This is a genomic window from Natronosalvus halobius (assembly GCF_024138145.1).
GTDB lineage: Archaea > Halobacteriota > Halobacteria > Halobacteriales > Natrialbaceae > Natronosalvus > Natronosalvus halobius.
Genome location: NZ_CP099997.1, coordinates 18,279 through 40,877 on the forward strand (window position 1 = coordinate 18,279; position 22,599 = coordinate 40,877).

Annotated in this window: 23 protein-coding genes; 13 read left to right on the plus strand and 10 right to left on the minus strand. The window is 64.7% G+C overall.

What is annotated here, in order from left to right:
• Positions 1 to 37: 37 nt before the first annotated feature.
• Positions 38 to 862: a helix-turn-helix transcriptional regulator gene (locus NGM15_RS00100; RefSeq protein WP_253433645.1), complete on the minus strand. Its 825-nt coding sequence runs from the start codon at positions 860 to 862 to the stop codon at positions 38 to 40.
• 196 nt (positions 863 to 1,058) lie between these two features.
• Positions 1,059 to 2,117 carry a class I SAM-dependent methyltransferase gene (locus NGM15_RS00105; RefSeq protein ID WP_253433648.1) on the minus strand — a complete coding sequence of 353 codons (1,059 nt, stop codon included), beginning with the start codon at positions 2,115 to 2,117 and terminating at the stop codon, positions 1,059 to 1,061.
• A gap of 366 nt (positions 2,118 to 2,483) precedes the next feature.
• Here NGM15_RS00105 and NGM15_RS00110 point away from each other — a divergent pair, with 366 nt between their 5' ends.
• Positions 2,484 to 3,332: a helix-turn-helix transcriptional regulator gene (locus NGM15_RS00110; RefSeq protein ID WP_253433651.1), complete on the plus strand. Its 849-nt coding sequence runs from the start codon at positions 2,484 to 2,486 to the stop codon at positions 3,330 to 3,332.
• 319 nt (positions 3,333 to 3,651) lie between these two features.
• Here NGM15_RS00110 and NGM15_RS00115 read toward each other — a convergent pair whose 3' ends face one another.
• A complete protein-coding gene (locus NGM15_RS00115; RefSeq protein ID WP_253433653.1) occupies positions 3,652 to 3,831 on the minus strand; it encodes a hypothetical protein in 180 nt (59 codons plus the stop codon).
• A gap of 155 nt (positions 3,832 to 3,986) precedes the next feature.
• Here NGM15_RS00115 and NGM15_RS00120 point away from each other — a divergent pair, with 155 nt between their 5' ends.
• The gene (locus tag NGM15_RS00120; protein WP_253433656.1) at positions 3,987 to 4,967 is read left to right on the plus strand and encodes an isocitrate/isopropylmalate dehydrogenase family protein; all 981 of its coding nucleotides are present in this window, start codon (positions 3,987 to 3,989) and stop codon (positions 4,965 to 4,967) included.
• A 35-nt stretch (positions 4,968 to 5,002) separates the two neighbouring features.
• Here the strand turns inward: NGM15_RS00120 and NGM15_RS00125 are convergent, their stop codons facing one another.
• Positions 5,003 to 5,596, minus strand: coding sequence for a GrpB family protein (locus NGM15_RS00125; protein WP_253433659.1), 594 nt, complete (start codon positions 5,594 to 5,596; stop codon positions 5,003 to 5,005).
• Positions 5,597 to 5,605: 9 nt separating this feature from the next.
• Complete coding sequence (gene dph5 / locus NGM15_RS00130) at positions 5,606 to 6,379, minus strand: diphthine synthase (RefSeq protein WP_253433662.1); 774 nt, start codon at positions 6,377 to 6,379, stop codon at positions 5,606 to 5,608.
• A 148-nt stretch (positions 6,380 to 6,527) separates the two neighbouring features.
• On the opposite strand from dph5, the gene NGM15_RS00135 reads away from it, so the two are divergent.
• Positions 6,528 to 8,330, plus strand: a complete 1,803-nt coding sequence (locus tag NGM15_RS00135; RefSeq protein WP_253433665.1) for a hypothetical protein — start codon at positions 6,528 to 6,530, stop codon at positions 8,328 to 8,330.
• Between the two features lie 11 nt (positions 8,331 to 8,341).
• Here the strand turns inward: NGM15_RS00135 and NGM15_RS00140 are convergent, their stop codons facing one another.
• The gene (locus NGM15_RS00140; protein WP_253433668.1) at positions 8,342 to 9,313 is read right to left on the minus strand and encodes a beta-ribofuranosylaminobenzene 5'-phosphate synthase family protein; all 972 of its coding nucleotides are present in this window, start codon (positions 9,311 to 9,313) and stop codon (positions 8,342 to 8,344) included.
• 144 nt (positions 9,314 to 9,457) lie between these two features.
• Between NGM15_RS00140 and NGM15_RS00145 the strand changes: the two genes are divergently transcribed.
• Together NGM15_RS00145 and NGM15_RS00150 are read left to right on the plus strand one after the other, a co-directional pair.
• A complete protein-coding gene (locus NGM15_RS00145; RefSeq protein WP_253433671.1) occupies positions 9,458 to 10,201 on the plus strand; it encodes a glycosyltransferase in 744 nt (247 codons plus the stop codon).
• Between the two features lie 171 nt (positions 10,202 to 10,372).
• Positions 10,373 to 10,774, plus strand: a complete 402-nt coding sequence (locus tag NGM15_RS00150; protein ID WP_253433674.1) for a VOC family protein — start codon at positions 10,373 to 10,375, stop codon at positions 10,772 to 10,774.
• A 107-nt stretch (positions 10,775 to 10,881) separates the two neighbouring features.
• Here the strand turns inward: NGM15_RS00150 and NGM15_RS00155 are convergent, their stop codons facing one another.
• Complete coding sequence (locus NGM15_RS00155) at positions 10,882 to 12,825, minus strand: beta-CASP ribonuclease aCPSF1 (protein ID WP_253433676.1); 1,944 nt, start codon at positions 12,823 to 12,825, stop codon at positions 10,882 to 10,884.
• Between the two features lie 399 nt (positions 12,826 to 13,224).
• Between NGM15_RS00155 and NGM15_RS00160 the strand changes: the two genes are divergently transcribed.
• Positions 13,225 to 13,704, plus strand: a complete 480-nt coding sequence (locus NGM15_RS00160) for a DUF7984 family protein (protein WP_253438190.1) — start codon at positions 13,225 to 13,227, stop codon at positions 13,702 to 13,704.
• 50 nt (positions 13,705 to 13,754) lie between these two features.
• On the opposite strand, the gene NGM15_RS00165 is transcribed toward NGM15_RS00160, so the two are convergent.
• Positions 13,755 to 14,339 (minus strand): hypothetical protein, encoded by a 585-nt coding sequence (locus NGM15_RS00165; RefSeq protein ID WP_253433679.1) that lies wholly within the window; start codon positions 14,337 to 14,339, stop codon positions 13,755 to 13,757.
• 148 nt (positions 14,340 to 14,487) lie between these two features.
• Here NGM15_RS00165 and nucS point away from each other — a divergent pair, with 148 nt between their 5' ends.
• Complete coding sequence (nucS, locus tag NGM15_RS00170; RefSeq protein WP_253433682.1) at positions 14,488 to 15,258, plus strand: endonuclease NucS; 771 nt, start codon at positions 14,488 to 14,490, stop codon at positions 15,256 to 15,258.
• A 141-nt stretch (positions 15,259 to 15,399) separates the two neighbouring features.
• On the opposite strand, the gene NGM15_RS00175 is transcribed toward nucS, so the two are convergent.
• Positions 15,400 to 16,095, minus strand: a complete 696-nt coding sequence (locus tag NGM15_RS00175; RefSeq protein ID WP_253433685.1) for a hypothetical protein — start codon at positions 16,093 to 16,095, stop codon at positions 15,400 to 15,402.
• 200 nt (positions 16,096 to 16,295) lie between these two features.
• On the opposite strand from NGM15_RS00175, the gene NGM15_RS00180 reads away from it, so the two are divergent.
• Positions 16,296 to 16,451, plus strand: coding sequence for a hypothetical protein (locus NGM15_RS00180; protein WP_253433688.1), 156 nt, complete (start codon positions 16,296 to 16,298; stop codon positions 16,449 to 16,451).
• A 105-nt stretch (positions 16,452 to 16,556) separates the two neighbouring features.
• On the opposite strand, the gene NGM15_RS00185 is transcribed toward NGM15_RS00180, so the two are convergent.
• Positions 16,557 to 16,751, minus strand: a complete 195-nt coding sequence (locus NGM15_RS00185; protein ID WP_253433691.1) for a DUF5800 family protein — start codon at positions 16,749 to 16,751, stop codon at positions 16,557 to 16,559.
• A 174-nt stretch (positions 16,752 to 16,925) separates the two neighbouring features.
• Between NGM15_RS00185 and NGM15_RS00190 the strand changes: the two genes are divergently transcribed.
• From NGM15_RS00190 to NGM15_RS00210, 5 genes are all read left to right on the plus strand, one after another.
• Positions 16,926 to 17,780 carry a polymer-forming cytoskeletal protein gene (locus NGM15_RS00190; protein ID WP_253433694.1) on the plus strand — a complete coding sequence of 285 codons (855 nt, stop codon included), beginning with the start codon at positions 16,926 to 16,928 and terminating at the stop codon, positions 17,778 to 17,780.
• Positions 17,781 to 17,998: 218 nt separating this feature from the next.
• Entirely contained in the window at positions 17,999 to 18,862 is an 864-nt protein-coding gene (locus NGM15_RS00195) for an electron transfer flavoprotein subunit beta/FixA family protein (RefSeq protein ID WP_253433696.1), read from the plus strand.
• Positions 18,863 to 18,864: 2 nt separating this feature from the next.
• On the plus strand, positions 18,865 to 20,505 hold the full coding sequence (locus NGM15_RS00200) for an electron transfer flavoprotein subunit alpha/FixB family protein (RefSeq protein ID WP_253433699.1): 1,641 nt from the start codon (positions 18,865 to 18,867) through the stop codon (positions 20,503 to 20,505).
• Positions 20,502 to 22,187: an NAD(P)-binding protein gene (locus NGM15_RS00205; protein WP_253433702.1), complete on the plus strand. Its 1,686-nt coding sequence runs from the start codon at positions 20,502 to 20,504 to the stop codon at positions 22,185 to 22,187. Before NGM15_RS00200 ends, NGM15_RS00205 begins: the two co-directional genes overlap by 4 nt.
• A 4-nt stretch (positions 22,188 to 22,191) precedes the next feature.
• A complete protein-coding gene (locus tag NGM15_RS00210) occupies positions 22,192 to 22,548 on the plus strand; it encodes a DUF8055 family protein (RefSeq protein ID WP_253433705.1) in 357 nt (118 codons plus the stop codon).
• Positions 22,549 to 22,599: the final 51 nt, after the last annotated feature.

The window sequence follows — 22,599 nt, forward strand, 5'->3', positions numbered from 1 at the left end:
GAGCGTCTCCTACGTCTCCTCAACTCGTGGACGCACTCTACCGTTGGCGGTCCGACGAGACGAGCGTCTCGAACGCTTGCGACTCGACTGGCCTCGCCTCGTCGCGGACGCGCTCGAAGGTGGAGATGGCCCACTCTCGAGCCGCCAGTGCATCCGTATCGATTATGGCCGTCAGCGCGCCAGTCTCCGCGTCGTGACAGCAGATGCCGGCGCGGTCGTCGACGACGCCGAGCCCGCACCGGGACCGGTCAGGGAGGTCGTCGTGGACGAGAACGGTGCAGTGGTCACACGATGCGGCTTCCATCACCCGTTCGGGATTCCAGGCGAGGGTCTGCTCGAGCGCCGTCGGGGAGTACACGTACTCGAGCTCCATCCCGTCGAGGACGGCCTGGCACACCGCCTCGTTGTTGATCGACTTGAACACGATACTGTCGAACCCCCGCATTCGAGTGGTCCCCTCGATGAGGTGGGTGAGACGTTCGATCGGCTCGTACGGGTACCCAGGGCCGGGGTACGAGACCACCGCATCGGTGAAGAGGTCGACGGAGAACCCCTCCATCTCCCGGGGGAGCCACTGCCAGACGTCGCGGAGCTTGTGTTCGATTTCCATCGCTTCGCGGAGCTCGAGGAACCGCTCTGCGACGAACTCGCCGAGCGACGTCAGGCAATAGGTCGGCCCATCCCGGGCGATCCATCGACGGTCTTCGAAGTCGGCGAGAATCCGACTCATCGTCGGTGTAGAGGCTCCCGTCGCGGCGGCGAGATCGCGCCGTTCGCGGGCGCCATCGGTCAGCCCCTCCAGGACACCAACTCTGTGGGTGGATCTGGCGAGAAAGTCGATCTCTTCGAGGGCAGCATCCATGGTATGTTTACACATGGCATTGTATGATGCGTATCGGTGCTCGTCTCCTTCGAGACGGAATGTGTTCCGTCTACTCAGCATCGTCTGAGTGTGCTACTCGATACTCGAGTTCGGTTATGCCCCAATTCTCGAGCGATTCGGGACAAACAGCATTTCATTTCGCCTGCACCGGCCCCTATCGCTCGCTCGTTTCGCCTTACGGCTTGGCTTCGAACACGAGATTCAGGGGCGTCTCGGCCGCCCGGCGGAACCGGGTGAAGCCGCCGTCGGCGACGGCTTCCTGAATACCAGTCTCGCCAGCCTGAGCGCCTAGCACGCGCTCGGCCTCCTGATCGAGTGCACACGGCGTACAGATCAGCGTCGAGATCGAGTAGGCTGCCCGTCCCATCGGGTTGAGGTTGTCCGCCACGCGGTCGTTGGCGAACAGCTCGACGATCATCCACGTGCCGTCGTCGGCGAGCGTTTCCCGGACGTGCGCGGCCGCCCCCACCGGATCTCCCATGTCGTGGAAGGCGTCGAACGTGGCCACGAAGTCGTAACTCGCGCCGTCGTACGACTTGGCCGTCGCCACCTCGAAGCTCACACGGTCGGCGACACCGGCTTCGGCTGCTCGCTCCCGGGCCGCCGCTATCGAGGGTTCGTGCGGGTCGATGCCGACGAACGTCGACTCCGGGTACGCCTCCGCCATCAGGATGGTCGAGGCGCCGTGGCCACAGCCCACGTCGGCGATGCGCCCACCGTCCTGGAGCGTCGTGTCCACCCCCTCGAGCGCGGGAATCCAGTTGTCGACCAGGTTCGCCGCGTACTGTGGTCGCCAGGAGTACTCGATTGCGTGGAACAGGTCCGCGTCGTGTTCGTGCCAGCCTACGCCCTCGCCCGTGCGGAACGCCTCGACGAGTTGTGATTCGATCCTGGCCGCCGACAGAGCGACCTGGAAGTTACCGACCATGAACGCCGGGCTGGTTTCGTCGGCGAGCACCGCGGCCTGCTCGGGGGTGAGGGTGTAGCGATCCGTCTCCGAATCGTAGGTGACGTACCCTCCAGCGGCCTGCGAGGGGAGCCACTCGCGGACGTACCGTTCCGCGGTATCCGTTTTCTCGGCCAGTTCGGCTGACGTAAGTGGGCCCGCTTCGGCGAGCGTATCGTACAGGCCGAGTTTGTCGCCGATGACGACGAGCGGCGCATGTGCTGTCGCTCCGAAGTCGGTTATCGCTGTCTGTACGTGCTGGTTCAGTCGTTCTTCGTCGAGTGTCATGATTGGTCGTCGTAGGTGTTGTCGGCTGGATTGTCGATTGCGTTCGACCGCCCGGTTCTCACGTTTCTCACTCGATGCGGCCCGAGGACCGCCTTCGTGTGGGGTGCATTCTCATCCGTCGATTCGCACCAGCATGACGTTCCGGGGGTTACGTCGATCACGGTGTCTTCGATGATCACGGTGTGGACGACGAACGGATGGTGAGATGACGGCCTCGTCGGCCGTGAATCAAATCGACTTGATCAGACGATCTCGAAGCACTTGGCCAACGATCGGAAGCCCAAGATATGGCTATCCCACCACTACCACCACCCCACCACCATCTCGCCCCATAGGTTAATACCACGATTCGAGTTACCAATAGACATGGCCACTGCACTCGAGGACGTTGCGTTTCTCGCGAACTCGGAGAACCGCGTGGCAGTCTTACGGCTCCTCGTCGAGGCTCCGCACAGTCACGACGAGATACGTGATCGGATCGGTGCATCGCGGGTGACGACCGCGCGCATTCTTCGGGAGCTCGAAGAGCGCAACTGGATCGCACGCTCGGGCCAGGAGTCCACGGCGACACCGACTGGTGAATGGGTGTGTGACGAATTCACGCGCCTGGTGGGCGAGATGGAGGCCGAACATCGGCTGCGTGAACCCCTGCAGTGGATGCCGTCCGACCTTCTGACGTTCGACGTCCAGCGCCTTCGCGATGCCGAACTCATCGTTCTCGAGGAGAGTGACGCGACCGCCATCATTCGACGGATACTCGAATTTCGCCGCTCTGGCGACCGGATTCGGGGCGTTACACGCACGGTCGCCCCGGAGTTCATCGAAAACGACTGGGAGTCGACCGTCCACGGGGACACCCACCTCGAAATGGTAATCACGCCGGACGTCCTCGACGCCATCCGAACTCATCCGACCTCCGCAAAGCAGTTGCGTGAGATGCTCGATGAGACAGATGTCCACGTGTCTGTCTTCGAAGACATCCCGATTTCAGTCGGTATCGTCGACGGCGCGGTGGGAATCGACCTCACTGACGAACAGGGAGTCGTCAAAGGAGGGTTCGTCACTGAGGACGAGGCCGTCTACGAGTGGGCAGTCGACCTCTTCGAATCGTGCCGTGACGAAGCGAGCCCAGTGGATCCTGACGAGGCCACGGCTGACCACTCAGTTGGCGTGAATCTTGCTCGGCCTCGGGAGCGAGACGGGCCCGTGTCGTAGTCCGTATCGCCGGGGTCGACCTCGGGTCTTACCGTCTTGTCGTGGGGACCCATCGAACCACTCGACGTGTGTCGAACCGCTCGAGTCCCTTCGAGAAAGTTCGATCCAGCGCTGCCGCAGATCGTCCCAGCCTGCTACCAGTAGACTCGGCGAATCCGTGACGACTTCGCTGCTCCGACGGCGCCGAACTCGTTGAGAGCGAACGCTCGAAGCGATTCAGTCGTCACGTTTCCGTTTTCTGGACAACGGGTGCCTCAAGGTAACCGCGGTACCAGGTTACTGGGGGTTCGACGGTACCACGAGGTCCTGTTCAGCTCCGTCACAGGGTTCGTGCGTGGAGCAAGAACCCGAGGGTAAACAGCACCGGAACGACGGCGAGCCATCCGAAGAGGTACAGGAAGAGTACGTTCAGAAGCACCAGTCCGCTGTAAGAAAATTCTCGCTTCCCGAGTGTATTCAGTGTACTGTACGCGATCTGGTTCCGTCCAAGCACCACCATGAAGCAGACACTCGAATGCGAGTATGATAACCTTTCTGGCTATTCGGATTCTCGAGACTGTACGATATATTGATATACGACCGCTCGTCGACGACCAGGACTGGCAAATATACCGCTTTCGATACCCTCTTTGGGCTTCCACGACGAGCGCGAGCATGACCCACGACATCGCCGTCGTTCCAGGAGACGGCATCGGCCAGGAAGTGACGCCGGCCGCGCTCGAGGTACTCGAAGCGATAGACGTCGACTTTTCGTTTCGCGAGGCGGCGGCGGGCGACGCCGTGAAGGCGGAGACTGGCGAGGCGCTTCCGCAGGAGACCTACGATCTCGTCGCCTCGAGTGACGTGACGCTCTTCGGCGCGGCGGGCGAGACCGCTGCGGACGTGATTCTTCCACTGCGCGAGGCCGTCGACTCGTTCGTCAACGTTCGGCCCGCCAGGGCGTACCCTGGCGTCGACGCGGTTCGGCCCGAGACGGACCTCGTCTTTCTCCGGGAGAACACCGAGGGGGTCTACGCGGGCCACGAAACCCGGCTGAGCGACGACCTCTCGACGCTGACGCGCGTAGTGACCGACTCGGGCTCGCGACGGCTCGCCGAGTACGCCTGCGAGTTCGTCGACGACCGTGGCCTCGACGAGTTTGCAGTCGTTCACAAGGCCAACGTGATGCGCGAGACGGACGGCCGGTTTCGCGACGCGGTCGTCGGCGTGGCCGACGCGGAGGGCGTGGAGACACAGGAGGTGCTGATGGACGCCTTCGCCACTCACGTCTGTCTCGACCCGGCGCAGTTCGACGTCGTGGTCTGTCCCAACCTCGCGGGCGACGTGCTCTCGGACCTCGCGGCGGGCCTCGTCGGCGGTCTCGGCTTACTCCCGAGCGCGAACGTCGGACCCGACCGAGCGCTCTTCGAACCGGTCCACGGCACCGCTCCCGACATCGCCGGCCAGGGCGTCGCCAACCCCGCCGCCGCCATCCTCTCGGCGGCGATGCTGCTCGAGTACCTCGGCCACGAAGACGAGGGCGCGGCCGTCCAGGAGGCCGTCGAAGGCGTGCTCGATGACGGCCCGCGGACGGGTGACCTCGGTGGCGACGCCTCGACGGACGAGGTGACGGCGGCAGTTATCGATCGACTGTAGCGCGTTTCGATTTTTTGCGAGCGAGACTGGTTCGGTCAGGGTCGCTCGCCGACGTCGTACCCCGAGGAGGCCCCCCGCTCGAGAATCTCCCCGACGAGTGGTTCCTTTCGGTCGGTGTATGCCGCCCGATCATCCGAATGACGCTCCACGAGCCGTCGCTTGAGCGTCTCGTATGCCTCGGCCGCGGATGGGGTCGCCTGCAGAAAGTCCCGAAAGACCACCTGCTCGCGGTGACAGTCGCTTCCCCACGGCGCGACCGACAGGTAGTGCGTTCGGTCGGTTTTCGGCCCCTTCGCGAAGAAGGCGCGCTCCGGAACCCCGTCGTTCGCTCGACGTTCGTATCCGAGGCGCTCGAGCGCCGGTTGCAGCTCGGAAACGGCCTCGAGGTCCGCGACCAGGACGAGCAGATCCAGGATCGGCTTCGCGGCGAGTCCGGGGACGGCCGTCGAGCCGACGTGCTCGTATCCGAGAATCTGGTCACCAACCCCGTTCCGTTCGAACGCCTCCTGGAGGCACTCGAGCTCGGCCGCGGCCGCGTCGAGCCATCCCGGGTGGTGTGAAACGAGGGAGACGGTCCCTCGTTCGAGGCCGAGCGGTGGGCCGTCGTTGGAGGGACTGGAGTCCGTCATCAACGACCGTCAGGCGATCTCGAGGTCGTCCCGGTCCGCCCCCGCCAGTTCACAGAGAGCGTCGGCCTCGAGCAGGTGCAGTTCGCCGGGGATCACGAGCAGGTGGAGCGGGTCGCCAAACTCCCGTCCGGCGAGGTCGGTCATCGTCCCCGCCTCGATCAGGGGGTCGGGACTGCCGGCTCGAGCGACCACGACGCCCACCAGGTCGGGGTACGCGTCAGCGAGCAACTCGGCGGCGACATCGGCGGTCATGTACTCGCCGCGTTCGGCCTTGATGTCCAGGTAAACCACGGTGTGCAGGTTCGCCTCGTGGTTCGCCTCGATGGTCTCGGTGACGCTGGCCGGCAACCCATCGGCGCCGTGGGCGTAGGGGAACGGGAGAGTCGTCGCCTTTCCGAACCGGTAGTTCTGGAGTCCGGTGAGCGAACTGGTTGCCGTTTGAGCGGTAATGCCGTGGATCACGCGAGTCTCGATGCCGCGTTCGTGGGCCCGCAGTCGGAGGTCGACGTGCGTGGTCGAGATCATGGTGTCGCCGGCTGTGAGGAAGACGACGTCCTCGGTTTCGGCGGCCTCGAGGATGTCGTCCGGATGTTGTTCGACCCCCGCCCGGTCGCGGACCTCGACGTCGATGTCGTGGTGGTCTTCGAGCGACTCGACGGTGGTCCCGACGAGCTGGCTGGTGTAGAACTCGGCGTAGGCGCGGTCGGCGTTCCGGAGGGCGTCCTGACCCTCGACGGTGATCGACCGCTCGTCGTAGAGGCCGAGTCCGACGAACGTGAGCATACCGGGTCTTTCGGGGGCGAGTGGAATACGTTTTCGAGTCACGCCTGCCCCGAACCCGACGAACCGTGCGTATCGAGCGGTGAGTCGACCGCTGAAACGGTCCGAACTACTAAGGTACGACCAGGAGATTTCGAATGTAGTTACTAGTATGGTCGAGATGGACGTGCAATTTCTGGCCGGTGTCGCTGTAACGGTCTTTCTGGCGCTGTTGTTTTTCGGGGTCGTCGTCCTCTGGGACCTCTCGCTCGCCCTCCGAAGCGTCGGTGACAAAGTCGACAAACTCGAGGATACGCTCGACGACGGGTTGACCGACGTCGGGCACAACCTCGAGGGGTTCTCACACGGTTCCAGTGGCGGAACCCAACTGCACCTGAGCAGTGGGACGATCAGTTCGGGCCCGCAGGGTCAGACCCAGCAACCTCAGCAGTCCCAACAACCCCAGCAGGGTCAGCAGGCGCCACACCAGGGACAGGCGGGCCAGGCGCACGCACAGCCCCAGCCCACATCCGAGGGCCAGGCCGAACGGGTGGAACCGACGTCCGAGGACGAACAGGCACGAGCGGCTGACTCCGCGACGATCGACGAAGCGACAACCCAGCCGACCGAGCCGGAGGGTGATGATCCAGGCGAGTCGAACGACGACGGTGCCGGGTCGGCCGAACCGGAACGCGGGGCTGACGAGCAGGAGGATACCGCGAGCGACGGCGACGGCGAAGACGATGAAGACGATGAAGACGAACTCGACGACGCCGAGGACTCAGCACCCGACGACGCGCTGGTCGCGCGCAACCGCGGTAGATTCATCACGTCCCCGGATCGAACGGCGTGGTACGCTACCTCGCTCGATCGGGACGTGATCACCGACGCGACGTATCCCGAGATCGCCGGTGAACTCGAGAGCGCCCCGGAACCGGACGTCGAAGGTTCGGGTTCGGGCGACGATGGTGACGATTTGGGTTCGGACAGCGAGGATGACGACTCACGTTCAGGCGACGGCGACGAGCAGAGGGTAACGGACGAAGACGACGACGCCGAGACAGCGACCGACGACGAACCCACCGTCTACGCCGCCCCGCCAGCGAACAGTCCCGACTCTCCCGAAGCCGTTCGACAACCGACGACGGATGGCTCCGACGGGGTCGGACCCGAGGCGTCATCCAACGCCGATGGAGGCGAGTTCACCTTCTCGGAAGCGGTCACCGGCGATGCCGAGGCCGAGAACGAACGGCGAGACGGTGACGAGGAGGCCACGGATACCGATGCTGCAGGTGACGACGCTACAGATTCCAACGCCACAGATGCCGACGCCGCGGTCCAGACTGGACGAGACTCGTCCCTCGAAACGCCCACTCCTCGAGAATCGAGCGACCTGGACGAGGCGAGCGACGACGGGGGTGTCGAGGTCGTGGGCGACGACCCGGGCGACCCGGACGACCCGGACGTCCCGGACGAATTGGACGAACTGGACGAACTGGACGAATTGGACAAAACAGACGGCGCGGACGACACGGACGATTCGGACACACCGGACGACACGGCCGCCGCATTCGATCCGTTCGACCCCGCCGGTCACGTCGACCCTGTCGATGACGACATCGAGGAGATCCCGGTCGACCGCGCACTCGAGACACTCAACGAGGAGAAACCGGACCTCTCGCTGAGCAGCCACGGTTTCGAGGTATCCGCCGAGGAGAACGAGGACGGGGCCGTGTTGACCTACACGTTCGACCCCGAAACGGTGTCCATCACGGGGTCGACGAAGCGCCTGCTCACCTACCAGCTCCAGAGCTTCGCGGACCAGGAGTCGACGCCGGACGGTGACGTGACGATCGACGGTCAGCGCATCGTCATCGACGTGCCGGACGCCGACGGCGCGGCAATCCAGCGCTGGGGACAGGGTGCCGTCAGCATCATCGACCGAACGCTCTACCTGTCGGACAACGGGAACTGAGCGCTCTATCTTTATCGCTCTCGAGTCGCGCCTTCGGTCGCCGCCCGCGAGACGAGGACTCGTCCCTCGACGCCTGCTCCCTCGAGTGCGTCCCTCGCCGCAGCGACGGCCTCGTCGGCGTATCGGTCGTCGGTGACGCCGTAGACGGTCGGCCCCCAGGACGATTGCCCGACGCCGGTGACGACTGGGCTCGAGGCCAGCGCGTCGACGAGTTCGCCTGCAGGCGGGCGAAAGACGCCGCCCTGGACGTCGGCGTACCAGGCACCGTTCTTGTGACCGATGGTCGATATCGCCTCGCCGAAGGCCTCGAGTCGGCCTTCCGCGGCCGCCGGGAGCAATTTTCGCGTGAGGACGCCGGCGATGTCGTCGGCGATTCCCGGGTCGGCGTGTTCGATGACTGACCGGAGGCTGGCGTCCTCGGCCTCGCCGCAACGGCCGGGTTCGACGTCCGGGACGACGACCAGAAACCGCCAGGAGTCGGGAAGGTCGTGTCTGGCGACGACGGGCGGGACCGTCCAGTCGCCCTCGGCCGGCGGCTCGGTGGTGAACCGGCCCGTCGGGTGGCCCGCGTCGACGACGAACCCGCCGTCCTCGAACGTCGCGACGCCGATCCCGCTCCGGCCGGCCCGTCCGAGCGCCGGCGCCAGGTCGCGAATTGAGGGGTCGAGGTCGTAGGCCCTCGCCGTCGCTGCCAGGACGGCGAGGGCGAGTTGCGTCCCGCTCCCCAGCCCGACGTGGCGCGGGAGTCGCTCCTGGAGGGCGAGGTAAACTCCGGGAACGGGTAACCGCTCGACTGCTCGCCGGGCGTACTGCTCGGCGAGCGGGTCCTGGACGCGGACGGCGTCCGCGGGTTCGGCGGTGACCGTCACGCGCGGCTCCTCGAGGCCGACTCCGATGCCGCCGTAGAGGCGTTCTCGGGCCAGCGAGAGGTTCTGGAAGCCGAAGTGCAGGCGGGCGCCCGCGCTGACGGTCACGCTCGGCATTGCTGGCCCTACGAAACGAGCGGAAAAGGGGGTTGTGACGGTGGCAACGACCGCCGACAGTCCGCTTCGTCGTTCCGAACCGGTGACCGCCGTCTCGAAGGGCGAATCATCTCAATTTTTGTCCTCGAGACGACAGTCCGGCGCATGGTCAGCGTCTCGGTCGTCGTGCCGGCGAAAGCCGAAGGATCCCGACTCGAGGCGACGCTCGACTCGCTGTCGGCCCAGCGTTTCGACGGCGACCTCGAGGTGATCGTCGTCGCGAGCGGGGCGGAGACGATTGCCGTCGCTCGCGAGCACGCCGTCGTCGACGACGTGCTTTGTGACGAGTCCGGGAGTCGATCCGACGAGACCGGAGATGGACCCGAGAAGACGGCCCCAGGGCCGGCCCGGGCACGAAACCGCGGCGCGAGACGAACGACCGGCGACGTGCTCTGTTTCACCGACGCCGACACCGTCGTTCCGGCGACGTGGGTGCGCGATCACCGCCGTCACTACCGAGAGTCCGCCGTGGTGGGCGTCGGCGGACCGCTCGAGCCGCTCGAGCTCGGCCTTCGCCACCGCGTCTGCTTTCGGCTCCTCTCGGACTGGTGGTATCGAGTGAGCTGGCCGCTTGGATTCGTACAGCAACCGGGGCCTAACTGTAGCGTGCGCCGGACGGCGTTCGAACGGGTGGGCGGCTTCGACGAATCGCTCCCGTTTCTCGAGGACACGGACCTCTCCCTGCGCCTCCGTCGAGAAGGCGAGGTGGTCTACGACCGGGAGTGTGCGGTCAAAACCTCCGCCCGCCGACAGGAGCGAGTGGGATACGGGCGCCTCTTTCTGACCTACGCTCGCGGTTATCTGGCGTATCTGCTACCGGGCCGGTCACCGCCGGCGACGTACTTCTAGGTCCCTCCGAGAACCCGGTGATGCGAGTTAACCGTCGTCTAAGCGACCTCGGGAACCAAAGCAGGTGTCCATCGGGGGAGCCAGCTCCATCGCCATATCCTATCGACCGAACCAAACGACGATCGATGGCAGGCGGGCAATAGTTTTGGTGGCGAGTGTCGTCTCACGTTTATGGCTTCGATTGGCAACGTAACGTTCGCATGCGCAGATCCCGGTGCTCTGTCTGAGTTCTGGGCAGAAGCAGTTGACTACGAACTGCAGGAACCCCCGCCAGGTCTTCGAGAGGCGATCGAGGCCGAAGGTGGTGATCGTAATGCGGCCGCTGCGGCTGTCGATCCGGCGGGTCACGGGCCCCGGCTTTTCTTCAAGAAAATGCCGCGCTCGTCACCGGACCACATTCCTATCCACCTCGATCTCGCCGCCGACGACCGCGAGGCTGAGGTCGAGCGGTTGACGGCGCTCGGGGCAACCGTCGTCGAGACGAAAACGGAGACGACCGGCCCCTACGCCGAAACTTGGACGGTCATGCGCGATCCCGAAGGAAACGGGTTTTGCGTACAGTCTTCGCCCTGATAGTCTCTCGAGAACGCGAGCGTTCCGTCCTAGTCGTTTCTCATCGACGGAGAGCAGTTCCGTCCGCCATACAGTGGTATCGCAGTGGTCGAACGCGCGACGACCGATTAGAGGAACCGGAACGTCTCGAGGTTCTTCGGCGCGAACGTCCGCATGTTGAACTCGTGGTAGAGCGCCGAGGAGAGGTCCTGGACGGAGCGTTCGTCGCCGTGGACGCAGAGCACCTTCTCTGGCCGGGGGTTCATCGTTCGGACGAAGTCCTCGAGGCCGGCGCGGTCGGCGTGTCCGGAGAAGCCGTCGACGGTGTCGACGTTCATGTTGAGTTTGAGCGTGCCGCGGCCGTTGCCGTTGCCGTTCCGGCCCACGCTCCCGACCTCGCTCGTCGGAATCTCGTCCCAGCCGTTCTGGATGCGTCGGCCGAGCGTTCCCTGGGCCTGGTAGCCGACGAAGACGAGCGTCGAGTTCGGATCGGGACCGATGTGCGAGAGCCAGGACATGATCGGGCCGCCCGTGACCATCCCGGACGTCGAGAGGATGATACAGGGGTCGCCGTCGGCGACCTCCTGTCGCTCATCTTCACCCCGGTCGATGTGATTGAACTCGTCGGCGAGGAACGGGTTCTCGTCCTCGTGGAAGATCCGATTCCGGAGGTCGTCGCGCAGGTACTCCGGATAGGTGGTGTGGATCGCCGTCGCCTCCCAGATCATCCCGTCTAAGTGGACTGGCATCGAGGGAATGTCGCCCTCGCGCATGGCCTCCTCGATGACGAGCATGATCTCCTGGGAGCGGCCGACGGCGAACGCCGGGATGAGCACCTTACCGCCGCGTTCGGCCGTCTCCCTGATGACCTTCTTGAGTTTCTCCTCGGAGTCGGCCTGGTCGGTCTGGTAGTCGTTTCGTCCGCCGTAGGTCGACTCCAGGACGAGCGTCTCCACGCGCGGGAAGTCGTTGGTCGCGCCGTTGAACAGGCGCGTGTCCTTGTAGTGGATGTCGCCGGAGAACGCGACGTTGTAGAGGCCATCGCCGATGTGGAAGTGCGAGACGGCGGAGCCGAGAATGTGGCCCGCGTTGTGGAAGGTGAGTTTGACGTCCGGGGCGATGTCGGTGACGTCGCCGTACTCGAGCGGGATGGTGTGTTTGATCGTCTCTCGAACCATCTCGCTCTCGTAGGGCGGCGTTCGTCCCTCTTTGGCGGCGACATCGAGGTAGTCGAGCTGGAGCAGTCCCATGAGGTCGCGGCTCGGTTCCGTACAGTAGACCGGGCCGTCGTAGCCGTACTTGAACAGGAGCGGCAGCAGTGCGGAGTGGTCGAGGTGGGCGTGAGTGAGCACTACGGCGTCGATCGTCTGAGCGCCCGCGCCGAGCGCTTCGGGGACGTGGAGGTACGGCACCTCGCCTTCGGCACCGGGTTTGTCGCCGCAGTCGATCAGAATCCGGGTTTCGGGCGTCGAGAGGATGAACGAGGCGCGTCCGACCTCTCGACAGCACCCGAGGGTCGTGATGCGAACCCAGTCGTCGTCGGACATCTCCTCGCGGTGGATCTGTCGACCGACGCGCTCTAAGATGTCTCGGCGGTCGCTTCGTTCCTGTTTGAGGAAGTTGCGAACGTTCGAGACGGTCGAGGATTCGATCGGCGGCGTGCGGACGACTTCGGGCGTCCAGCCGACCTGTTTCGTGATTTCCCGAAGCGTCGAGCCGTGGCGACCGATCACCATGCCGGGCTTGCCGGCTTCGATGACCACCTCGCCCGTGTCGGCGTGGAAGTCCAGGTCCGTCACGCCCGCCTCCTCCGGGATCACGTCCATGATCTTCGCTCGAGCGGTGTCGGGCGGGGAGAGGACGTCCGGGTCTGGTCGGATCGTGATGCGCTTGCGAAGCTTGCTCGCGAGTTTTCGCACGAGGTCGCCCTGGCGGGCGAACTTCTTCGGGTCGCGCGTGTAGACCACCAGTTCGGGGCCTTCGTATTTCACCGAGGAGACCGAGATGTCGTTCGGTAACTCGCTCGTGATCTCTGCTTTCAAATCGTCGAGTTGCTGCTCTACAGTACTCATAGTCGCCAGAGGTGGCTTGCGTGAACTCGTCGCCGGGTGAGTGCCGTCACGGCGAGGACACGGAACCAGATGCGGGTGACCGGTCGTTCGCTGTCTACCCACGCGAATCGACGAAGTCGGTTCGAAGCCGCCGGGTGAACTGCCCACGTCGATTCCGGTTCGGGGACGAATGGTCCGTCGTGTCGGATCATCGTCTCGAGTGTCCGGTGTCGTGCTGTGACGAACACGCTCCCAGGTCGGTTAGCCTGGTTCGTGCGGGAAGATTCCAGGAAGAACCCGCTTATCGGAGCCTATCCGGCGCGTAGTATAAAAGTCTTCGCAACCCGGGCGGTTCGAACCGTTGACTCGACCCGCCCGAACACCCACGACGCTCGAGTCCGTAGGGCCGGCATGGACACGCTGACGCTGACGCCCGAGCGCGTCGTCGCCGAGCGCGACTGGGTACGAGACCGCGCGGGGATCATCGTCTCGCTCATCAACGCCGTTCGAGACGAGTTTAGCGACCTCTTCGACACCGACGTCGACCCGGTCACCGAGGCGCAGTACCTCGACGCAGTCGACGACGTCTTCGCCGACGGCGACCTCGCGGTCAACGTCGCCGGCATGATCGCCATACTCAGGGAACTCGACGTCGAGGGCGACTACCCGGGATTCGTCGTCGACGAAATCGTCGGGCGAGAACTCGCGGGCGCGATCGCCGGACCGCAACCGCTCCGGACGCTCGGGGAGGCCACGTTTCACTACGCGGACGTCCACCACCACGGCAGCGACGAAAATGCGGGCGTCGACGACCTCGAGGCGGCGCTCGCGGCCGGCTTCCAGGAGCGACTACCGGGCTGGCCGTGGGTGGAGCGTGAGAGTCCGTTCAGCGTTCGGTAGGTACGTGTCGTTACGGTCGGTCTACGACGATAGACGCGTTCAGTACGCAATTAGGACGAGTTTTCCTGCTGGTCCTGTTGACCCTGCTGACCCTGTTGCCCTTGCTGTGCCAGCTGGCTCTGCACTTCCGCGAACCGACCGCCAGGCAAGAGCGCGCTCACGGCGTCGTCCTCGAGCGTGGCGACGAGCGGGCCGTCGTCCCCCTCGAGCAGGAGCAACCCGTACTCGCCGATGCTGCCGGCGACGGAGAGGCCGTCGGCGTCTGCGACGTACGATTCGAACTCGGTGACGGCTTCGATCGTGAGTTCTAGCTGTCGTTGTTGCAACTGGGCCTGGGCTTCCTCCTGGCTGATCTCGTCGTCCTGGATCTGCGTCCCGAGTTCTTGCTGGAGGGCGGCGAGTTCAGCCTGCCCCTCCTCGTCCGGTTCGACGACCGCGGCGATACCGTCTTCGGGATCGATCGTCGGCTCCTTGTTCGAGTACTCGGTGTCGTTCGAGTCGCCGGTGTCGTTCGTCTCGTTGCCGTCCGCCGGCGAGTCGTCCTGGGACCGAAGCTGACTGCAACCAGCCAGCGAGGCGAGACCGGCTACGCCGGTCGCCTGGAGGACTCGTCGGCGGTTAGGGGCAGCATCCATCGTGCATTAGCTTCCCGGTCTGGCCGCCAATAAGGCTTGGCTATCGCGTGACGGAGCCCCGTTCCGGGCGGTTTTTACTCGTTCGAGTTCTGCGTCAACACGTGCGCTCTCCCCGCCGAAAGCACCTGTCCGAGCCACCGATTTCCCCATGACGACCGACAGCGACCCCCACTCCGTGACACGACCCCGTTCTCCCGTCACCAGCCTCGCGTCTCCCTCCCTCGCTACCGCTCGGGACACCGTCCATCGCGGCCTCCAGGACGGTGCGCTCGTGACCGTTTTCGGACGCTGTACGGTCGACTACGAGGGAAGGGCGGCCAGCCGACTCGAGGCTGGCGACCGTCACGTCATGCTCAAGCCCGACGGCGCCGCGCTGGTCCACACGGCGGAGGGACAGCAGCCGGTCAACTGGCAGCCGCCGGGGTGTGAGCACGCCGTCCAGGTCGCAGACGATGCGGACGCGCTCGTCCTCCACAGCACGCGCTCGACGCCCGCGGAAGAACTCGTCGTCACCGTCCAGGACGTCCTCCAGGTATCGACGTTCGCGATGTCCGACCCCGACTCGGTCGCCGTCGTCGGTACCGAGGCCGACCTCCGGGATCGTATTCTCGAGGACCCCGCTCTGCTCGAGCCCGGGTTCACACCGCTGGCGACCGAGCGCGAGACGCCCGCCGGGGCCGTGGACATCTACGGGGAGGACGACACGGGTCGTACGGTGGTCGTCGAACTCAAGCGGCGACGCGTCGGCCCGGACGCCGTCGGACAGCTTCGCCGGTACGTCGACGCCCTCTCTCGCGACCTCCACACCGAGGCCGAGTTACGGGGTATCCTCGTCGCGCCCTCGGTGACTGACCGGGCCAGGCGGCTCCTCGAGGAGCACGACCTCGAGTTCGTCGCGCTCGAGCCGACGGCGGACTGATCCGGTTACACCAGTCCAGATTGCTCAAATCGTTGGACTGTCTCTTCTCTGGTGCCGTATCCGGGATCTCTTCTCGCTCTTCTCGACCGCATCTAAAGGCAATTTTCTCATCGAATACTTGAGTGGCCAAACACGCTACCGTCACACACTGTCGGTACTGTTGGCTTCTCCACCGACTTCCGCTCTGGCTTCGGGTACCCACTCCGGTTGGGTAACGTCGATATCTGGATCACCGACCCGATCGACCGTAACCTGAGTGACGACGGTCTCCCGTTGATCGCCATCTCCCCGATCGTACTCGAACCGGTAGGACTCGACGTAGCCTGCTTCGTGAACGACCAGTCGAAGCGAACCGTTATCGTAGCTGTACGGCGCTGTATCCGACTCGAGAACGTACCGCGTCACCCCGTTTTCGTGTGTCGTCGTCACCGTAAACTCGTCCATTGCGGTGAGACCCGTTTCGATCGAATCGACCGCTGTGAAGTCGTGTGTGGAGCGCGGTGTATACTCGTATTGCTGTTCGTGCCACCGCTCGTTCCGGATGAAGACGCCGTCCTCGTCCTCGCTTGCCCACGCCTCTCTCACGACGGTCTCGTTTCCATCCTGGGCGGGTGCATCGAAGGTGTGGCGGAGCGATAGTTCCCCTTCGGCGTCGGCGAGAATTGTAACCGAACTCGTCCGGACGGGTGTCTCGTTCGACTGTGGGATCAATCTGGAGGTTCGATCGATGCGATACGATCGGTTCGATACGTACGCGTCGTGTGCCTCGAGTAACGCCTCTGCATCCGTGACGGGTGCCTCGGTGACCCCAGGAAGCACCTCGGTCTCGGGTGACACAGGCTCATCGACGCCGTATGGATCACGGGTGGGGTCGTCCGCGCCGCCGAATGCACTGCAACCTGCGAGGAGGACGACGAGAGTGAGGAGACTCCACAGCAGAACTCCTCGAGAGCGGCACCCCATCACAGATGACGTTCACTCCACAGGTATTAATTCCATTGCTGTAACACTCGTCGAGTGAACGTTACAGCAATCCAATGGAAGCATTTCGATTTTTCACTCCTGACCGGTTCGAGTCCTCGGCATCCGTCTTCCGGGAGTCGCACGTGGATCGGTTCGGTGACGGCAATCTGCCGCGGCTCCTGGAGGAGGCCAGGTCGGCACTCGAGATGCGGTCGAACACCTTGCACTGACGGATCGAGATGCGGTCGAACATCTCGCACTGACGGATCGAGATGCGGTCGAACATCTCGCACTGACGGATCGAGATGCGGTCGAACGCCTCACATTGACTGGGTTCAAATGATGTCGGCGATGCGCCGCGGTTCGCCCTGGAGATTCGGCTGTTCGGCCACCATCTGCAGCACCTCGTGGTCGGTCACCTCGGGGTAGGGTTTCCCGACGGCTTCCTCGATGAGGGCGCGTTCGAGGCGAAACTCAGTTCCTTCGTAGACGACGTCGACGCCAGCATCGTCGAACGCGAGCGTGGTCATACCGCCATCGAAGCGATGCGCGAGCAAAAAAGATGCGAACTACGGGGCGTCCGTCGTGAACCGCGGAGCGTCCGTGCTCTCGACATTGCCAGCGTTCGGCGTCCGAGGCCCCGTCTGCCGTCCGTCAGACGTTCGCGCGGGGTTTATTACCCGGGGGTGACATTGGCTCAGAGTGTGGCGTTCAGTAGCGATCCGCTCGACGAACTCGTCGTGCCGACGGGGACGGAAGCCGAGGAGCACGACCTCGTAACCGGCGGCGACGTACTCGTCGGCGGCCGGTCGACGGTCGGGTTCGGCGTTCGCGGGCGAAACGTCCTCGCCGGCGAGGGCGCCAAGTTCGGTGGATCGATCGAGGCCGAGGGGGACTGTCGACTCGACATGTGGTGTGAGGTGGCCGACAACGTCCTCGTCGGTGAGGACGCCTACCTCGGCGAACGCGTCCACGTCGGCGGCGAACTCAAGGTCGCAGGGGACCTCGATATCGGCGACGACGTCGACATTGAGGAGGGATTCGAGGCTAACGGCTGGATCGTCATCCGCAACCCGATGCCGACGATCATCTTCCTGTTCATGTACCTCAAACACCTCCTCCTGATTGGCGAGGAAGACGCCGCCCAGCAGCTCATCTCCGAGGTCGTCGACGACGACGCCGAACCCGAGACGGAACCGCTCGTCATCCCGCGGAACGCGACCGTCAGCGACGACGCCTGGCGGGTCTCGACGCCGGCCAGGATCGGCGACGACTGCCGACTCCACGGGAACGTCCGCGCGGAAACGATTTCCGTTGGTACCGACGGCAACGTCTTCGGTAGCCTGCGCGCTCGAGGCGACATCGCGGTTGGCGAAGGAACCCGTATCCACGGCGACGTAACGACTCGAGACGGTGCCGTCGCGCTCGGCTCCGACGTTCGCGTGCTGGGCGACGTCTCCTGCTCGGACCTCGAACTCGGCCCCGGTGCGGAGGTCGACGGCTCGATCCGGGCCAGCGGCGAAATCACGATGAGGACGACGGAGCGCGATCTCGAGTAGCGCGCTCGAGCGACGTCGGCGGCTCGCAACTATCGTTCTGATGACTATAATGTGACGCGTCGACCGTATGCTATCGCCGCGGGTGTCGGAAAAATCGATTCGTCGGTCGAAAAAAACCGCTACGTCAGCGGATTTCACCACCATTCTTAATAACACCTGTTGTGATGGAACGTACTAGGCATGATACGAACAACCATACCACGTCCGCGGGGGCGATTATGCGATCGATAGTACTGACGAAGGGCGTCCCGGACTTCTCGGAGGGGGCCGTCTCCTTCGACGAGGACGGTCACTTAGAGCGGGGGAAGACGCCGACGGTGATGAACCCGAACGACTACTTCGCGCTCCAGGCCGCCCTGCAGACCAAGGTCCGCCACGGCGGACACGTTACGGGGATGAGTATGGGGCCACCGAGTTACGCGAGCGTCCTGGAGGAGGCGATGGGATCAGTCTACGCCGACGACAGCATCCTGCTCTCGGATCGCGAACTCGCGGCGTCGGACACCTGGGCGACCGCGATCACGCTCTCGGCGGGGGTCGAGAAGTACCAGGAGGAGATCGCGGACGTCGACCTGGTGTTCGCGGGTTTCAAGACGGCCGACGGGGAGACGGGCCACACCGGCCCGCAGACCACCTGGTGTCTCGACTGGCCGATCGTCACCCACGTCCTGGCGCTGGACATCGACCCCGACGAGGGAATGCTGCGAGCGAAGCGTCTCGTCGAGGGCGACGTCGACGAGATCGAGACGGTCGAGGCGCCCCTGCCGTGTGTCGTCATCGCCGATCCGGAGTTCGAACCGACCTACCGAAAGGCGGCTCACCGCCTCGAGCACAAGCGACTCCGCGCCGAGACCCAGGAGCGGGTGGTCGACCACGAGGAGCAACTGAGGACGTGGAACCACCAGGATCTCAACCTCGATCCGGACTACATCGGCCTGGACGGGTCGCCCACCATCGTCTCCTCGGTCGACCCGATACCGAAGGCCCCCTCCGAGCGGGAGGCCACGATGGTCGATCCGGGCGACGACGACGGGATGGGACAGGTTGTCGAGGAACTGCAGCCGTTTGCGACGGGTGACTGATCATGACACTGGATCCTGACGAGTACACGGTAGGGGAATTGCGCGACGAGCTGGACGCGGTCGACGACCTCGAGACCGTTCAGTCGGTCCTCGAGGCCGAACAGACCGGGCAGAACCGGAAGACGGCCCGCGAGGTAATCGAGCGACGGCTCGAGGTGCTCGGCGAGGACGCCGGGACCGAAACCGACGACGAGACCGAGGGTGAGTACGAGGAGACGCGGAAGGACGTCGGCGAGGACGCCGAAGGGGAGGAAGTAGAGACCGAGTCCGAGTCGGACGAGACGACTGAAGCCGTGGAAGAAGCGAATGTCGAGGAGGAAGCGGACGAAGCGGAAGCCGGGGACGAATCGGATGAAGCGGAAGCCGAGGAGGAATCGGATGAAGCGGAAGCCGAGGAGAAAGAAGACGACGGACTCTCTCACCCGACTCGAGACAAGAAGCACATCCGCGCGCTCCAGGGCGGCACCTACCGCGACATGTGGGTGTTCTGTGAGACCCAGCAGGGCGAACTGCTCGACGTCTCGAAGGAGATGCTCGGGAAGGCCCGCGAGCTAATGGACGACTACGCCGAGGAGTACGAGGAAGAGGACGTCGTCGCCTTCCTCATGGGCGACGATTGCCAGGGCCTGGCCGAGGAGGCCATCGCCTACGGGGCCGACGTCGCCGTCTACCACGAGGACGACCGCCTCGAACGATTCCTGCACACGCCGTTCACCCGGATCACGGCACACATGGCCCGTGGTCAGGGAAGCGAGGAGAGCACCGACTGGCGTGATTACGACGAACCGCGATACGCCCTCTACCCGGCGACGAACAACGGCCGGGACCTCTCGGCACTCGTCCAGGGCGAACTCGACTCCGGGCTAGCGTCGGACTGTTCGGACCTCTTCATCGAACCGGAGAAGATCTCGAACCCGGTCAAGACCGGCGAACCCGGCGTCAAGAAGACGTTCGAGCGCGTGCTCCACATGAAGCGCCCGGACTTCTCGGGCTTCGAGTACTCGACGATCCTCTGCCTGGACAACCCGGATCGGGACTTCCACCCGCAGGGGGCCTCCGTGATTCCGGGGACCTTCGACGTCCCCGAGCCCGATTACGACCGTGAGGGACTCGTCGTCGAACACGAGATGGACCTCGAGGACGAGTGGTTCAGCGTCGAGATCACCGAACACGACACCCTCGAGGGCGGCGTCGACCTCACGGGACACGACGTCGTCGTCTGTCTCGGGCGCGGTATCAGCGACGACCCGACCCTCGGGATGGAACTCGGCCTCGAACTGGCCGACGCTTTCGAGGACGCCGCCCTGGGGATCACCAGGGGCATCGTCACCTCGTCCTACCAGTTCGAGGGCCACGTCGAGCAGTACTCGAAGGAAGAGCGCCAGATCGGCGAGACGGGGCAGATCGTCGCACCGCCGCTTTACATCGCCGCCGGCGTGTCTGGAGCAGTCCAGCACAAGGTCGGCATGGACGAGTCGGACACCATCGTCGCCATCAACACCGATCCGGAGGCGACGATCAGGGACTTCAGCGACTACTTCATCGAAGGCGACCTCTTCGACGTACTGCCGCGGCTCACCGAGGCGGTGAAGTCCGGGGAGTTACCGATGGAGGCCGCGGCCGACGGAGGTGAAGCGGAATGAGCGCCAGCGAAGGCGGCGAGTACGAACACTACGAGGCCATCGTCGTCGGCTGTGGCCCCGGTGGGGCCGCGGCGGCGGCGCGACTGGCGCAGCACGGCATCGAGACGCTCGTCCTGGAGCGGGGAGTCGAGGCCGGCTCGAAGAACGTCTCCGGCGGCCTCATCTACGCCGAGGAGTCCGCGCCGTACACGATCGACGACTTCTTCCCGAACTTCCGGGAGGAAGCGTCCGAACGGCCGATCACCGACTACGAGATCCACAACATCGCCGGCCGGAAGGTCAAGTCCTACGATCTGACGGACCTTCACGAGCACGACACCGAGTGGTGCGACGCCGTTCTCCGCCGACACATGGACGGCTGGCTCGAGGACCGGGTCCACGAACTGACGAGCGAGAACGGCGGCGGGTTGTTGACCGGCGTGCGCGTCAACGGCCTCCTGCGGGAGAACGGCGAGATCGTGGGCGTCACCTGCGACGAACTCGACCCGATCACGGCCGACTTCATCGTCGCCGCCGACGGCGCCAACTCCGAACTTGCGCGCGACGCAGGCCTGATGGACTGGGAGGAGCCCGACGAGTGGTTCCAGGGCGTCAAGGCCGTCGTCGAGATGGATCCCGAGGTCATCAACGACCGCTTCGACATCGAGGAGGGCGAGGGCGTCGCTCACCTCTTCTCGGGCGACCTCTTCGACGACGTCCGCGGCGGCGGCTTCCTCTACACTAACGAGGATACCCTCTCGATCGGGACCGTCTTCCACCTGGACAGCCTCGTCGCCGAGCAGGCCGAGCCACACGAACTGCTCGACGCCCTGCTTACCCACCCGCTGCTCGCCCAGTGGCTCGACGAGGAGTACGTCGAACTCGAGTACGGCGCGAAACTCGTCCCCGACTCGAAGAAGGTCGCCCACCGCGAACCCTACAGCGACCGGCTCGTGCTCGTCGGTGACGCTGGCGGGCAGATGCAGGCCCAGGGGCCGATCATCAAGGGGATGAACCACGCAGTCACTGCAGGTGCGCTCGCGGCCGACGCCCACGCGGTCACCCGCGGAAACGCCGACGCCGAAGCGGCCGGGCGACGGTACACGACGATGCTCGAACAGTCGGGCACGATGGGCAAACTCCGCCCGCGGCGCTACGAGATGACGAGCCCCGTCGGCGAACACGGCCTGGTTACGCGGGCAATCGAGGGCGTCCTGGGTTCGCCGGTCGGCTCTGCCGCCGTCGGGAATCGACTCTCGAATCGGCTACTCGAGAAGGCCTACAACTCCCCGACGCTCGTCGGGATGCTCCCCGACACGGAGACGGGCTACACCACCTTGCCGTCGATCATCGGGGAAAAGCAGGGGCGGACGATCCACTGGGACAACGAGGTCGAACCGCCGACGCTGGAAGAGCGCATCGGCGACCTGACCTACGACACGGACGTCGGCAATCCGCACATCCGACTGCGCGACAACTCAGTGGAGGCGAGCGGCGCCGCCGTCTACGCCTGCCCGGTCAGCGCCGAGGACTTCGGCGGCGGCTGTTACCGCTCGGAGACCGTCAAGACAAACGGCGGCGAGGAGACGGTCGTCAGCCTCGACACCCAGCCCTGCGTCGAGTGTGGCACGTGTGCCATCGTCGCCGACACCGAGTGGGAACACCCCCGCGGCGGGAAGGGCGTCGAGTTCCGGCAGGGGTAGCTAAATGAGTCGGTACGGTCCCCGGATCGCCGCCCTCGAGCGCCGGGCCGAACGCGACCGCGAGGCGTTCGATCCGGCGGCTGCCACGGTCGCAGACGGACGGCAGTACCTTCGAGACGGGGCCGGACAGGCGATCTGGCTCTACGTCGAGGCGCGAACGGGTGGTCGAATGGTCCCGTTTTCGGAACCGGAGTTGACCGCCCTGCGGACGTCGATGAACGGCTGGCTCGAGCTATACGCTCGCTGTCACGGCGTCGAACTCGAGGCCGAGTTCACCGTTCGCGAAGCCGCAGAAGTGTTGCTCGAGACGCGAAACGTCTTCGACACGGCGCAGTTGTTGACGCGGGTTCCGGAGCGGTAAGGGTGCCACCGCCCGAATCGGCGTGTTTTAGTTTACTTCGCGTGCGCATTC

What these genes read in the sequence shown, in the direction of transcription:
- NGM15_RS00110 (WP_253433651.1), top strand. Translation starts at nt 2,484, where the DNA reads ATGGCCACTGCACTCGAGGACGTTGCGTTTCTCGCGAACTCGGAGAAC.
- NGM15_RS00185 (WP_253433691.1), bottom strand. Translation starts at nt 16,751, where the DNA reads ATGACCACGCTCGCGTTCGACGATGCTGGCGTCGACGTCGTCTACGAA.
- NGM15_RS00125 (WP_253433659.1), bottom strand. Translation starts at nt 5,596, where the DNA reads ATGACGGACTCCAGTCCCTCCAACGACGGCCCACCGCTCGGCCTCGAA.
- NGM15_RS00150 (WP_253433674.1), top strand. Translation starts at nt 10,373, where the DNA reads ATGGCTTCGATTGGCAACGTAACGTTCGCATGCGCAGATCCCGGTGCT.
- NGM15_RS00145 (WP_253433671.1), top strand. Translation starts at nt 9,458, where the DNA reads ATGGTCAGCGTCTCGGTCGTCGTGCCGGCGAAAGCCGAAGGATCCCGA.
- dph5 (WP_253433662.1), bottom strand. Translation starts at nt 6,379, where the DNA reads ATGCTCACGTTCGTCGGACTCGGCCTCTACGACGAGCGGTCGATCACC.
- NGM15_RS00165 (WP_253433679.1), bottom strand. Translation starts at nt 14,339, where the DNA reads ATGGATGCTGCCCCTAACCGCCGACGAGTCCTCCAGGCGACCGGCGTA.
- NGM15_RS00195 (WP_253433696.1), top strand. Translation starts at nt 17,999, where the DNA reads ATGCGATCGATAGTACTGACGAAGGGCGTCCCGGACTTCTCGGAGGGG.
- NGM15_RS00200 (WP_253433699.1), top strand. Translation starts at nt 18,865, where the DNA reads ATGACACTGGATCCTGACGAGTACACGGTAGGGGAATTGCGCGACGAG.
- NGM15_RS00115 (WP_253433653.1), bottom strand. Translation starts at nt 3,831, where the DNA reads ATGGTGGTGCTTGGACGGAACCAGATCGCGTACAGTACACTGAATACA.
- NGM15_RS00180 (WP_253433688.1), top strand. Translation starts at nt 16,296, where the DNA reads ATGGAAGCATTTCGATTTTTCACTCCTGACCGGTTCGAGTCCTCGGCA.
- NGM15_RS00205 (WP_253433702.1), top strand. Translation starts at nt 20,502, where the DNA reads ATGAGCGCCAGCGAAGGCGGCGAGTACGAACACTACGAGGCCATCGTC.
- NGM15_RS00105 (WP_253433648.1), bottom strand. Translation starts at nt 2,117, where the DNA reads ATGACACTCGACGAAGAACGACTGAACCAGCACGTACAGACAGCGATA.
- NGM15_RS00100 (WP_253433645.1), bottom strand. Translation starts at nt 862, where the DNA reads ATGGATGCTGCCCTCGAAGAGATCGACTTTCTCGCCAGATCCACCCAC.
- nucS (WP_253433682.1), top strand. Translation starts at nt 14,488, where the DNA reads ATGACGACCGACAGCGACCCCCACTCCGTGACACGACCCCGTTCTCCC.
- NGM15_RS00120 (WP_253433656.1), top strand. Translation starts at nt 3,987, where the DNA reads ATGACCCACGACATCGCCGTCGTTCCAGGAGACGGCATCGGCCAGGAA.
- NGM15_RS00210 (WP_253433705.1), top strand. Translation starts at nt 22,192, where the DNA reads ATGAGTCGGTACGGTCCCCGGATCGCCGCCCTCGAGCGCCGGGCCGAA.
- NGM15_RS00155 (WP_253433676.1), bottom strand. Translation starts at nt 12,825, where the DNA reads ATGAGTACTGTAGAGCAGCAACTCGACGATTTGAAAGCAGAGATCACG.
- NGM15_RS00140 (WP_253433668.1), bottom strand. Translation starts at nt 9,313, where the DNA reads ATGCCGAGCGTGACCGTCAGCGCGGGCGCCCGCCTGCACTTCGGCTTC.
- NGM15_RS00135 (WP_253433665.1), top strand. Translation starts at nt 6,528, where the DNA reads ATGGTCGAGATGGACGTGCAATTTCTGGCCGGTGTCGCTGTAACGGTC.